General features: G+C 66.1%; 10 protein-coding genes. 5 read left to right on the top strand and 5 right to left on the bottom strand.

What is annotated here, in order from left to right:
• Positions 1–45: 45 nt before the first annotated feature.
• On the bottom strand, positions 46–690 hold the full coding sequence (gene plsY / locus AC07VH_RS21015; RefSeq protein ID WP_289945846.1) for a glycerol-3-phosphate 1-O-acyltransferase PlsY: 645 nt from the start codon (positions 688–690) through the stop codon (positions 46–48).
• A 97-nt stretch (positions 691–787) separates the two neighbouring features.
• The gene (ybaK, locus tag AC07VH_RS21020; protein ID WP_494787880.1) at positions 788–1279 is read right to left on the bottom strand and encodes a Cys-tRNA(Pro) deacylase; all 492 of its coding nucleotides are present in this window, start codon (positions 1277–1279) and stop codon (positions 788–790) included.
• Positions 1280–1316: 37 nt separating this feature from the next.
• On the opposite strand from ybaK, the gene AC07VH_RS21025 reads away from it, so the two are divergent.
• The gene (locus tag AC07VH_RS21025; protein WP_475417332.1) at positions 1317–2294 is read left to right on the top strand and encodes an endonuclease/exonuclease/phosphatase family protein; all 978 of its coding nucleotides are present in this window, start codon (positions 1317–1319) and stop codon (positions 2292–2294) included.
• Here the strand turns inward: AC07VH_RS21025 and AC07VH_RS21030 are convergent.
• Complete coding sequence (locus AC07VH_RS21030) at positions 2291–4825, bottom strand: sensor domain-containing protein (RefSeq protein WP_494787881.1); 2535 nt, start codon at positions 4823–4825, stop codon at positions 2291–2293. The two genes, AC07VH_RS21025 and AC07VH_RS21030, sit on opposite strands and share 4 nt — an antisense overlap.
• Positions 4826–5215: 390 nt before the next feature.
• Between AC07VH_RS21030 and AC07VH_RS21035 the strand changes: the two genes are divergently transcribed.
• From AC07VH_RS21035 to AC07VH_RS21050, 4 genes are all read left to right on the top strand, one after another.
• Positions 5216–6448: an efflux RND transporter periplasmic adaptor subunit gene (locus AC07VH_RS21035; protein ID WP_494787882.1), complete on the top strand. Its 1233-nt coding sequence runs from the start codon at positions 5216–5218 to the stop codon at positions 6446–6448.
• A 3-nt stretch (positions 6449–6451) separates the two neighbouring features.
• Entirely contained in the window at positions 6452–9568 is a 3117-nt protein-coding gene (locus AC07VH_RS21040) for an efflux RND transporter permease subunit (protein ID WP_494787883.1), read from the top strand.
• A gap of 362 nt (positions 9569–9930) precedes the next feature.
• Positions 9931–10650 carry an MgtC/SapB family protein gene (locus AC07VH_RS21045; protein ID WP_205412515.1) on the top strand — a complete coding sequence of 240 codons (720 nt, stop codon included), beginning with the start codon at positions 9931–9933 and terminating at the stop codon, positions 10648–10650.
• Complete coding sequence (locus tag AC07VH_RS21050) at positions 10650–10961, top strand: hypothetical protein (RefSeq protein ID WP_494787884.1); 312 nt, start codon at positions 10650–10652, stop codon at positions 10959–10961. Before AC07VH_RS21045 ends, AC07VH_RS21050 begins: the two co-directional genes overlap by 1 nt.
• Here AC07VH_RS21050 and AC07VH_RS21055 read toward each other — a convergent pair.
• Together AC07VH_RS21055 and AC07VH_RS21060 are read right to left on the bottom strand one after the other, a co-directional pair.
• The gene (locus AC07VH_RS21055; RefSeq protein WP_494787911.1) at positions 10953–12350 is read right to left on the bottom strand and encodes a sensor histidine kinase; all 1398 of its coding nucleotides are present in this window, start codon (positions 12348–12350) and stop codon (positions 10953–10955) included. The genes AC07VH_RS21050 and AC07VH_RS21055 overlap by 9 nt on opposite strands.
• On the bottom strand, positions 12343–13023 hold the full coding sequence (locus AC07VH_RS21060; protein WP_475417327.1) for a response regulator transcription factor: 681 nt from the start codon (positions 13021–13023) through the stop codon (positions 12343–12345). The genes AC07VH_RS21055 and AC07VH_RS21060 overlap by 8 nt, the downstream gene beginning before the upstream one ends.
• Positions 13024–13094 lie beyond the last annotated feature (71 nt).

Here is a 13094-nt window from a genome sequence, read left to right on the forward strand (position 1 = left end):
GCCGCAAGCACTGCATATGCGTGCGGGCCGCGGGAAATCAAGCGCTTACTTTTTCTTGACGGGCGCCTTGGCCCCATCCTTCTTGCCGCCGATCTTGCTTTCTTTGCCAGAGAGCAAGTTCGCGATGTTCTGGCTGTGGCGGTAAGCCAGCAGCACGCTCATGACGATCACGGCCAGCAAGATGGGATCGACGCCGAACAGCAAGCCATAGTAAAACGGCGCGAACAGGGCCGCCACCAGGGCTGCCAGCGAGGAATAGCGGAAGGCGTAGGCGATGATCAGCCAGGTGGCCAGGGTCGCCAGGCCCAGCCAGGGATTAATGCCCAGCAACACGCCGAGGGCCGTGGCCACGCCCTTGCCGCCGACGAAGCGGAAGAACACGGGCCACAAATGGCCGAGGAAGACGGCGATGGCGACCAGGGCCACGGCCGTGTCGCCCACGCCCAGCGCGCTGGCAAAATGGTCGGCCAGGAACACGGCCAGCCAGCCCTTGGCGCCATCGCCCAGCAGGGTCATGATGGCCGCGCCCTTGTTGCCGCTGCGCAGCACGTTGGTGGCGCCCGGGTTTTTCGAGCCATAGGTGCGCGGATCGGCAATGCCGTAGACCTTGCTCATCACCACGGCAAACGATATCGAGCCGAGCAAGTAAGCGGCCACTGTCATTGCCACGGTTGTGATTACTGGATTCATTTCTTCCCTTTATTGTGTTTATTGCACCAGCATCGAGGCTGGCGCAGCAGAATATACACCAGCGTCCAGTCCAGGGACAGGGCGGCGTCTGGTTTTCTTAATCTTGCAGCGCGCACTGCACCGGCTTGGCCTTGAGCAAGTCGAGCAAGACCTGCGGCGCCAGCGAGACGAGGAAACCGCGCCGCCCGCCATTGATGTAGATGCGCGGCAATTCCAGGATCGATTGCTCCACATACACGGGCATGGTCTTTTTGGTGCCGAACGGCGAGGTGCCGCCGATCATGTAGCCGGAATGGCGCTGCGCCACCTCGGGCTTGCATGGCTCGACGGACTTGCAGCCGATGCCGCGCGCCAGGTTCTTGGTCGACACCTTGCAATCGCCATGCATGAGCACGATCATCGGCTTGGCCGCCTCGTCCTGCATCACCAGGGTCTTGATCACCGCATGTTCCGGTACCCCCAGTTCGCGCGCCGAGACGCTGGTGCCGCCGTGCTCCTCGTACGGATACGGGTGTTCTTCGAAGGAAACGTGATGCTTGCGCAGCAGCTGCGTCGCCTGGGTTTCGGAAATATGCTCTTTTTTAGCCATGCGTGATACGCTGATCGTTCAGTGAGGAGTGCTAATTATGCAGGAAGAAATCCGCTTTGCCACATTCAATGTCTGCAACCTGGCCCCCGCCGGGGCGAAATTGTATGACAACCTGGAACCGTTGAGCCCGGCGCAATACGAGGCCAAGGCGGAATGGACGGCGCGGCAGATCGACCTGCTCGACGCCGACGTGATCGGTTTCCAGGAAATTTTCTCGCAGGCGGCCCTGCGCGACGTGCTGTCGCGCACGCGCCACTACCGCGCAGCCACGCTGGCCGGCTACGATGCGACGGATATTGCCGGACGCATGCTGCCCACCGTGGCGCTCGTATCGCGCCTGCCGCTGGCCGGCGCTGGTGTTGCTTGGGCGAATTTTCCCGCCGGCGTGACCGTGTCCGCCGACAGGCAGCCTGCCGACGACAACGCCTGCCGCTTCGCCCGCGCGCCCCTGCATGTCCAGGTCATCTTGCCGGGCGGACAACTCACCGACGTGGTCGTCGTGCACTTGAAATCGCGCCGGCCCGACTACCGCCACGGCGACGGCAACGATGCGGCCGCCTACGCGCTGGCCAACCTGCGCTCGCTGCAGCGGCGCGGCGCGGAAGCCGTGGCCCTGCGCGTGCTGGCAAGCGAACTGGGCCACACTGGCCGTCCCCGCATCGTGCTGGGCGACTTCAACGACATCGCCAATGCCGTCACCACGTCCATCGTCATGGGCGCGGGCGCGCCGTGCGAACCGGGCATGGAAATGCGCGCGCGCCTGTACGACGCCAATGCCATCCAGCTGCGCCAGGATGCCCTGCGCCACGTGGGCTACACGAATATCCACGACAGCGCCTACATGACGATCGACCACATCCTCGTGTCCGAGCATTTCCACCCCGCCTCGCCGCGCGCCATCGGCGTGCTGCAGGAAGTGACGTATCTGAACGACCATTTGCTGCTGGGATTGCCGCATGCGTCCGACCATGGCCAAGTGCTCGCACGCATCAAGCTGCTGGGAAACATTCACTAATTCAATAACTTCGCCAGAGCACTGCCCGCCACTTGCGCGCTGGCATAGCGCCCCTGGTATTGCTGGCAGCCCTGCCCCCGCAGATACGCCAGCTGCTGCGCCGTTTCCACGCCTTCGGCGATCACCGTCAATTGCAGCTCGCGCGCCATGGCGATGATGGTGGCGGCGATGGCCGTGTCGGACTCGCCTGCCGCGCCGTCCGCCGCGGCCGGCAGGAACGACGGGTCGATCTTGAGTTGATCCACCGGATAATGGCGCAGATTGGCCAGGCGCGAATAGCCGGTGCCGAAATCGTCGATGGCCAGCCTGGCGCCCAGCGCGCGCAGCTGCGCCAGCACGCCGGCCAGGCGCGCGCCCCCTTTCATCAGCAAGGACTCCGTCACTTCCAGTTCCAGGCAGGCGGCGGGCAAGCCCGACACGGCCAGCGCCTCTTGCACGCTGAGCAATAAGTCATTGTGCAGACATTGCGCCGGCGACAGATTCACGGCCACGCGCCAGGCATGGCCCGCATCGTGCCAGGCGCGCGCGCGGCGGCAGGCTTGCTGCAGCACCCAGTTGCCGATCGACACCATCAAGCCGCATTCCTCGGCCACGGCGATGAAACGCTCGGGCGGCAGCAGGCCCAGTTGCGGGTGGCGCCAGCGCAGCAGCGCTTCGGCGCCGAGGATTTGCCCGCTGGCGACATCAAGCGCGGGCTGGAATTCGAGCACGAATTCGTCGCGCCCCAGCGCCGCGCGCAAGCCTTGCTCCAGGCTGGCCCGCTCGACGATTTGCGCATTCATCTCCGCATTGAAAAACTGAAAATTGTTACGCCCGCTTTCCTTCGCGTGGTACATGGCGATGTCGGCGTTGTGCACGAGGGTATCGATGCTGTCGCCATCGCTGGGAAAGATGGCCACGCCGATCGAGGTCGACACATGCAATTCGTACTCGCCCAGCTGATAGGGTTGCGTGACGGCATGCAGCAGGCTGGCCGCCACGTGGGCCACCTGGTCGATGCCGCCCACCTCGGCCAGGATGATGACGAACTCGTCGCCGCCATGCCGGCTGACGGTATCGACGCCGCGCACGCAGCGCACGAGGCGCCGCGCCACCTCCTTGAGCAGCAGGTCGCCCACGTGGTGGCCCATGCTGTCGTTGATGTGCTTGAAATGATCGAGATCCAGGTACAGGATGGCCAGCATGCTCAGCTTGCGCCGCGCGGCTGCCAGCGCCAGCGACAGCCGGTCCAGCAGCAGCACGCGGTTCGGCAAGTCGGTGAGGAAATCGTGCTCGGCCAGGTGGCGCGTGTGCTCCTCGTTTTTCTTGCGCTCGCTGATGTCGCTGAGGATGGCCAGATAATTGCTCAATTGCCCCTGCGGGTCGCGGATGGCCGTCAGCGACAGCCAGGCCGGATAGCGCCCGCCCACCTTGCGCTGGCCGACGATGTCGCCTTGCCAATAACCGTTGGCATCGACTTCGTCCCACACATGGTCGAAAAACGCGGGCGCGTCCGGCTCGACGCCGTGCGGGACGAAGGGTTTGCCCAGCATGTCGTCCAGGCTGTAGCCGCTGATCTCGCTGTACGCGGGATTCATGCTGACGACGCGCTGCTGCGGGTCCATCACGACGATGGCTTCGCGCGCATGCTCGACCACCTGCGCCGACAGGTACAGTGCCCGCTCGGCCAGTTTGCGTGAGGAAATATCACGGATCACGGCGTAAAACAGATAGCTATGGTCGAGCGTGACGGAGGTGAGCAGCACTTCGCCCCAGAACAGCTGGCCCGCGCACGTCTGATAGCGCCAGTCGTAGCGGCAGTTGCCGTCGGCGTGGGCCTGCGCCGCCAGCTGCGTGCCGCGCAACGAGGACAATTCGCCATCGGGCTGGCGCAAGGGCGAAAAGTCGCTGAGGCGGCGCCCCAGCAGCCGTGGCCGGTCTTCGCATTGAAACAAGGCAATGGCGGCCGGATTCGCCTCGGCGATGTGCTCGTCGCGCAGCAGCACGATGGCGTCGGCGGATTTCTCGTACAACTGGCGGAAATTGTCGCCCATCAACAACAAGGCGCCCTGCGCAGCGCCATCCTGGCCGCTGGCCGTGATGTCGGCATCGATGCACACCACTTGCCGCACACGTCCGGACTGCATGACCGGAAACACGGTGGAACAGATGCAGCGCGGCGCGGTCCCGTCGGCATCGAGCTTCCACAGGCGCATGCCGCGCGCCTTGCCGCTCTCCCACACGGCCGCCAGTTCGCCGGCAAGCTCCTCGGCCAGGGTGGCGCCACCGGGCAGCGAGGCGGCCACCCTGGCCCACGGCTGGCCCAGCGCCAGCTCGGCCGCCACGCCGTACAGGCGCGCCGCACCAAAGCTCCAGTAGCGCACGATGCCGTCGCGGTCGATGCCACGCACGGCCAGGCCGGGCGCCTGCTCGACGGCGGCAACGATGATGGACAGCAAATCGAGCGCCTTGCCGGCCGGCCCCGCCTGCGGTTCGGCCGCGGCCAGCAAACGGCCCGGCGACGGGGCGGCTCCGACAATCCGATCAGACATCAGGCCCCCCGTGGCGCGGCCGCGCGGCAACCGGCGGGCAAATGGCCTGTCCGGTGGCGCAACCATCCCGACCATTCTTGCGCGCCGGCGAATCGGCTTCTTGAGGAGGCGCAAGCATCGTGACGCGCACGGCGCGCATGCTGGCCGTGGTCTTTGGTCGCCGTTTTTTGCATTCCAGCCCCGATTTTGTGCAATCTGTCGCACGGCGATGGCGGCCGGACTTGAATCTTCCTAAAGTGGCAACATGCGCATCGCCGTGAACGGCGGCAGCGGCAGGCGTGTCGTCTGCGGCCGCCACGGTGATGCGCTACCCGAATTCCCCCGGCCCGCCGCAGGCCGGCCGCACCGAGACCTGGCGCCGAACCCCTGCGCCGCTCCTGAAAAAAACCTATGAAAAACGAGACCCTGCCCCCCGCCTCTCCCCTTGCCGCCACGCGCCGCCGGCGCTGGCGCACGCCCCTCTTGATCCTCGTCGTGCTGGGCCTGGCCGGCGGCGGCTGGACCGTGATGCAGTCGAAGCAGCAAGCGGCCAAGGCGGCCGAACAGCAAGCGAGCAAGAAGAAGGAACAGGAAAAGACGCCCGTGCATGAACTGGCGCAGGGCGACGTGGCCGCCATCGACGCGCGCGCACTCAGTATCAGCCTGCCCCTGTCCGGTTCGCTGGCGCCCGTGACCCAGGCCACCATCAAGGCCAAGGTTTCCGGCGTGATCCAGGAGACGACCTTGCAGGAAGGCCAGCACGTGGCCAACGGACAAATCCTCGTGCGCCTGGACGCGGCCGACCTGCGCGCCCGCCTGACGCAGCAGCAAGCCATGCTGGACGAAGCGCAGGCGCGCCTGTCGATGGCGGCCAAGAACGAGGCGAACAGCCAGGCGCTGCTCAAGCAAAAATACATTTCGCAGACGGCCTACGACACGACGCAGAATTCCGTCGACCTGGCGCGCGCCAACGTCAAGTCCGCCGCCGCCATGGTCGACATCGCCCGCATCGCGCTGGCCGACACGGTGATCCGCGCACCGATGGCCGGCATCGTCAGCAAGCGCCATCTGCAGGCGGGCGAAAAAGTCTCGCCCGACATGCCCGTCTACACCATCGTCAACCTGGCCCAAATGACCCTGGAAGCGCCCGTGCCCAGCGCGGAGATTCCCCGCATCAAGCTGGGCCAGGACGTGCACTTCAAGGTCGACGGTTTCGGCGCGCGCGACTTCGCCGGCAAGGTCATGCGCATCAACCCCACCACCGAGAGCGGCTCGCGCGCCATGCTCGTCTACATCGCCGTCGACAATGGCGATGGCGCGCTGCGCGGCGGCATGTTCGCCAAGGGCAGCATCGTCACCGAGCGATCAATCGTCGCGCCGCTGGTGCCCTTGACGGCCGTGCGCAACGAAAAGCAGGGCCCCGTCGTGTATGCGCTGGTGAACAGCAAGGTGGTCGCCCAGCCCGTCACCCTGGGCTTGCGCAACGAGGATGAAGGCTATGCGGAAGTCAAATCGGGCCTGGTGCCGGGCGCGAAAGTCATCATCGCCAGACTCGATGGCGTAAAACCGGGCCATGGCGTAACCTTCGCCGCGCCCGCCACGGCCCCCGCCGCGCCGGCGGCCGTGCTGGCACGAAAGGATTAAGCCATGTGGATGACCAAAGTCAGCATTCAAAACCCCGTCTTCGCCACCATGGTCATGGTGGCGCTGGTGGTGCTGGGCATCTTCTCCTACCGGGGCCTGGGCGTGGAGAGCATGCCCAGCGTGCAATTTCCGTTCGCCGCCATTGAAGTGAACTACCCGGGCGCCTCGCCCGAAGCCGTGGAAAACGACATCACGCGCCCCATCGAGGACGCCGTCAATACCGTCAGCGGCATCAAGACCATCCGCGCCAATTCGTGGGAAGGACGCGCCGGCGTCTACCTGGAATTCGAGCTGTCGACCAATATGGACAAGGCCATGCAGGACTTGCGCGACAAGGTGGCCCTGGTGCGCCCGCGCTTCCCGAAGGAAGCCAAGGATCCGTTCATCGCCCGCGCCGAGGGCGACAACGAACGCCCCATCGCCACCATCGTGCTGACCTCGACCGGGCATGACCTGCGCGCGCTGTCGATCATGACGGAGCAGATCATCAGCAAGCGCTTCCAGGGCGTGGCCGGCGTGGGGCAAGTCAAGCTGCGCGGCCTGCGCGCGCGCCAGATCCTCATCAGCATGAAGCCGATCGAACTCAATGCCCAGGGCATCGGCGTCGATGAAGTGATCCGCGCCATCCAGGCGACGAACACCAACCTGCCGGCCGGCTCCATCAGCCATGGCGCGGCAGAGCAGCTGGTGCGCGTGGAAGGCAAGATCAAGGATGCGCGCGAATTCGGCAAGATCATCGTCGCGCGCCGCGCCGTCGGCCCCGTCTACCTGGACCAGGTGGCCACCGTCGTCGACGGCGAGCAGGAAGAACTGTCGATTTCGCGCATGAACGGCCAGCAGGCCGTGACCATGGAAATCACCAAGGTGCAGGACGCCAACGTGGTCGAAGTGGGCACCGGCATCCTGAAAGTGGCGGCGGACCTGCAAAAGACCCTGCCGCCCGATATCACCCTGCGCGTGCTCGATGACGAATCGGAGCGGGTGCAAAGCCAGCTCAATAACGTCAAGCGCACCATCATCGAAGGCGCCGTGCTGACCATGATGATCGTCTTCCTGTTCCTGCACTCGTGGCGCTCGACCATCATCACGGGATTGACCCTTCCTATCTCCGTGCTGGCCAGCTTCATCGCCATGAAGGCCTTCGGCTTCACCCTGAACTTTCTGACCCTGATGGCGCTGTCCCTGTGCATCGGCCTGTTGATCGACGACGCCATCGTGGTGCGCGAAAACATCGTGCGCCACCTGGGCATGGGCAAGAACCACTACAAGGCGGCCAACGACGGCACCAATGAAATCGGCCTGGCCGTGATGGCCACCACCTTCGCCATCGTCGCCGTGTTCGTGCCCGTCGCCTTCATGGACGGCATCATCGGCCGCTTCTTCCTGCAGTTCGGCATCACCGTGGCCGTCGCCGTGCTCGTCTCGCTGTTCGTCAGCTTCACGCTCGACCCCATGCTGTCGTCCGTCTGGCGCGATCCCGTCAAGGACCGCTTCAAGTACGCGCCGTGGCTGGGCCGCTTCATGGCCTGGATCGAAACGGGCATCGACCGCCTGCACGTCTGGTACGGCAAGGTGCTGGCAGTGGCCCTGCGCTGGCGCAAGACCACGCTGGCCACGGCCGTGGCGCTGTTCGCGGGCAGCCTGATGCTCGTGCCCATGATCGGCGGCGAGATGTTCCCGGAAACGGACCAGGGCTGGGTCAACCTGCGCTTCAAGACGCCCGTCGGCTCCAGCCTCGAATACACGGATTCCAAGGTGCGCCAGATCGAAACGGCCTTGAAGGAATTTCCCGAGATCGACAGCCTGGTGGCCAATATCGGCACGCCCGATGGGCGCAACACGGCCGAGGTGAACCTGAAGCTGACGGACATCAAGACGCACAAGCGCCGCTCGCAGCAAGAACTGGAAAAACTGATCCGCGAACGCCTGGCGCCGATCGCCGGCATCACCCTGTCCGTCGGCCAGCGTCCCATCTTCATCGCCATCCTCGGCACGGATGAAGGCAAGCTCGATGCGGTGGCGCACACCCTGATGGACAAGATGCGCAACATCAAGGGCCTGGCCGACATGGAATACAGCCAGGAAGGCGCCAATCCCTCGACCACCGTGAAGATCAATAACGAACTGGCCAGCGACCTGGGCTTGTCGGTGCAGCAGATCGGCAATGCCTTGCGGCCGTTCGTGGCGGGCGACACGGTCAGCCACTGGCTGGCCAGCGACGGGCAGAACTACGACGTCAACGTGCAGCTGCCGAAATCGGGCCGTCAGAAAGTGGCCGACCTGGCCGACCTGTCGCTCGCGTCGAGCAAGTTTGACGCGAACGGCAAGCCCGTGATGATTCCGCTGCGCCAGGTGGTCGAATTCGTGCCGTCCTCCAGCCCGCAGGTGCTCAAACGCCAGGCCTTGCAGCGCCGCGTCGCCATCTATGCTGGCGTGCAGGGCCGCCCTGCCGGCGACGTCGGCGCCGACGTGCAGAAGGCCATCAAGTCCATCGACCTGCCGCCGGGCGTGCGCTTCGACGTGGCCGGCAATGCGCAGCAGATGGCCGAAACCATGGGCGGCGCGATGATGGCGCTGGGCATCGCCGTGATCTTCATCTACCTGGTGCTGGCGTCGCAATTCGGCAGCTTCCTGCAGCCGATCGCCATCATGGTGTCCTTGCCGCTGTCCCTGATCGGCGTGCTGGCCGCGCTGCTGATCACGGGCAGCACCCTGAACATCTTCTCCGTGATCGGCTTCATCATGCTCATGGGCTTAGTGACGAAGAACGCGATTTTGCTGGTCGACTTCACCAACCAGCGCCAGCGCGAAGGCCTGGGGCAGTTCGAGGCGCTGATGGAAGCGGGGCAGGTGCGTCTGCGGCCCATCCTGATGACGACCCTGGCGATGGTGTTCGGCATGCTGCCGATGGCCATCGGCATGGGCGACGGCGGCGAATCGCAGGCGCCGATGGGCCGCGCCGTCATCGGCGGCGTGATCACCTCGACGCTATTGACGCTGGTGGTGGTGCCCGTCGCCTACACCTATCTCGACAGCCTGGGCAAGCGCGCCGCGCGCTTTTTCGGTGGCAGCGGCGAGCATGCCGAATCCGCCGATGACGGCAAGGCACACGCCCACTGATTGACCGGTCGCCTTCACCGTCCCCGCATTGGCGGGGACGACGCGGCGGCTGCCTGAAGAGAGCTTCAGTTGACCAAAGCGGCCCCACTGGCTAGACTGTCCCCGTTATCAATGATATGGAGTGACTCGTGGGTGCTTGTTCCAGTGACAGTAGTCGATTGACCATCGGCGATCGGCCTTAGGCAAGACGCGCGCATTCCGCCCGCCCTGCCCTCGGCAAGGTGCGGTTTTACCAGCGGCAGTACTCTCTCGCCGCCACTTCCCTCCTCATCGTTCCACCGTGATCGTCTGCTGCCCCCTTGCGGGCGGATTGTCTTCGCCCTTGCACTCGCCTGTTCCTCCCCAGCCGGGAGAAACTGATGGTGGTATTTGACTTTGCGCTGCGCGTTGCCGCGGCATTGACCCTGGGCGCCATGATCGGCGCCGAACGCCAGCTGCGCCAGCGCATGGCGGGCCTGCGCACGAATGCGCTGGTGTCCGTCGGCGCCTCGCTGTTCGTGATGGTTTCCGTGCTCGAAGGCGATGCCTCGGGCCATATGCGCATCGCCGCGCAGGTGGTGTCGGGCATCGGTTTTCTCGGTGCCGGCGTCATCATGCGCGAGGGGATGACGGTGCGCGGCCTGAACACGGCCGCCACCCTGTGGTGCTCGGCCGCCATCGGCATCCTGTGCGGCCTGGGGTTTGCCCTGGAAGCGGCCATCGGCACGGGCTTCGTGCTGATCGCCAACCTGGTGCTGCGCCACCTGGCGCAACGCATCAACGCCCACGGCAGCGAAGCGGGCATCGAGACGGAAAGCATCTACCGCGTGACGGCCGTGTGCGAGGCGGAGCAGGAAGTGCAGGTGCGCAAGCTGATGCTGCGCTTGATCAGCGGCATGCCGGCCCTGATGCTGCAATCCTTGCACAGCGAGGATGCGGCGCACGCCGGGCGCATCGAAGTACGGGCCGACCTGCTCACGCCCCTCTCCAGCCTGGGATTACTGGAGCAGATCGTCAGCCAGGTCAGCCTGGAAGGCAGCGTCTCGGCCGTGCGCTGGGCGCTGGTGAACAACGCGGAATTTGTCGCCGAACGGGGAGTGTGATGATGAAAAAATTCTTCCATTGGTTTGCCGGGCGCGGTCCCGTCGTGGCCACCTACCGCCTGACCGTCACCTGCCCCGCGGCGCAAGCCGACCACGTGGTGCGCCTGCTGCTGGCCGAACTCAAAGGCGCTGGCCTGGCGCCGTCGCAGATGCTGCGCAGCTGGGACGAGGCCCGGCAAGTGGTGCGGCTGATCGCCACGGTGCTGTGCCAGGCCGTGCAGCGCGCCGTGCTGGTGCGCTTCGTCAACCGCGCGGGCGCCTGGCCGCAAGTGCGGCAGGTGCGCTGGGAAGGCGTCGCCCCGTCAGCTTGAGGCGGGCAGGCGCATGAGGAACAGCGCGCCGCCTTGCGGGCGGTTGCGCGCCTCGATGCTGCCGCCGTACGCGTGCACGATCGCTTGCGACAGGGCCAGGCCCAGGCCGAAGCCGGGCGCCTCGCCCGCGCGCGCCTGGGCACCGCGGTAAAAACGCTCGAACAGATGCGGCAAGTCTTCCACGCCGATGCCCGGTCCCGCGTCCGCCACGCCGACGAACGCATGTTCGCCCTCGCGCGCCACGTGCACGGTGATGCTGCTTCCTGGCGGCGAAAACTTCACGGCGTTATCGAGCAGATTGGCCAGCACCAGATCCACGGGACCGGCCGCCACGCGCGCCTGCACGGCCACGCTGTCATCGAAGACGATGCGGATGCCGCGCTGCGCGGCCGGCTTTTCCAGCCGCTGTGCGGCCGCCCGCACGAGCGGATTGAGCGCGATGGTTTCCACGGCATTGCGCTCCTGGCCCACGTCCAGGCGCGTGAGCATCAGGAGCTCTTCCACCAGCGTCGTCAGGCGCTGCACTTCGTCGAGACAGGACGCCAGCGCGTCGACATACTCGGGCGCTTCGCGCGGGCGGCGCAGGGTGATTTCGATTTCCGTGCGCAGGCGCGACAGGGGCGAGCGCAGTTCGTGCGAGGCGTCGGCCGTGAAGCGGCGCTGCGCATCGTAGCCCTGCTCCAGGCGGTCCAGCATGGCGTTCAGGGTATCGACCAGGCGGCCGATCTCGTCCTGCGTGCCGGGATGGGGCAGGCGCTGGTGCAGGCTGGCTTCGCCGATCGAATGCGCCTGGTCCACCACATCGTCAATGGCGCCCAGCACGCGGCGCGTGAGCATTTCGCCGGCCAGGCCCACGGCCGCCAGCAAGGCCAGCGCCATGGCGCCAAACAGCACGGTGGCCGCGGCCAGCACGTGGTTGGCGTCGTCGAGCGAACCGGCCACCTGCACCGTCAGGCGCGCGCCGGATGAGGGCACGGGAATCGAGACCATGCGCAGCGGCTCTTCGCCGAACTTGGGCAGGGTTTCGAAGACGGTCTCGCCGGCCGCCAGGCGCGCCAGCAGGGCGGGCGGCGCCGGCAGCTGCGCCGCCTCCAGGTTGCGGCTGCGCGCCAGCACGCGGCCTTCGCCATCGATGATCTGCACCAGGCGGTCCAGGCGCGTCAACGACGGCGGCGCCAGTCCCGGCGCCACCTCGTGCACCTGCACGGGCTGGCGCGGCGCGGCCGGCAGCATGGCCATTTCCGTCTCGGCCAGCGCCAGCAGGGCCGCATCGAGCTGGCCATGCACGGCGCGCGACAGGCCCCAGTAGCCGGCCAGCGCCGTGCAGGCGACGATGGAGAGGATGACGGCCAGGTGCACCAGCAGCAATCGCTTGCGAAAGCTAGCCATCATGGTTTTCCGCCAGGCGGAAGCCGCGTCCGCGCACCGTGTGGATCAAGGGCGGCAAGCCCGGCGCATCCACTTTTCCCCGCAGGTTGCGCACGTGGACGTCGATCAGGTTATCGATGCCGATCAGGTCCGCCTGCCAGATCTGCTCGGCCAGGCGCGCGCGGCTGACCACCTCGCCCGCCTGGCGCAGCAGGATCAGCAGAATCGCGTATTCCTTGGGCGTAAGCACCAGCGGCGCGCCGGCCCGCGTCGCCTGGTGGCTGACGGGATCGAGCGTCAGGTCCGCCAGCGCCAGCACCAGCGGGCGGCTGATGTCCGAGCGGCGCAGCAAGGCGCGGATGCGCGCCAGCAGCTCCTCGAATTCGAACGGTTTGGTCAGGTAATCGTCGGCGCCCGTGTTCAGGCCCGCCACGCGGTCGGCCGTGGCGTCGCGCGCCGTGAGCATCAGCACGGGCGTCTGGATGCCGCGCGCGCGCAAATCGCGGCAGAAATCGATGCCCTGCTTGCCCGGCAACATCCAGTCCAGCACGATCGCGTCGTAGTCGACGGCGTAGCTTTCGTCCTCGCCCTCTTCCGCGCTGTGCGCCACGTCGACGACAAAGCCTTCTTCCTGCAAGCCACGGGCCAGCAGGCGCGCCGCCTTGCGGTCGTCTTCCACCAGGAGGATTCTCATGCCTGCCTTTCATCGAGCCCTGCGTTTTCCATACGCGTATTTTAACGCGCCAGGCCCTCGCGCGACCGAAC

It is taken from the genome of Janthinobacterium sp. GW821-FHT03C10 (genome assembly GCF_059420865.1).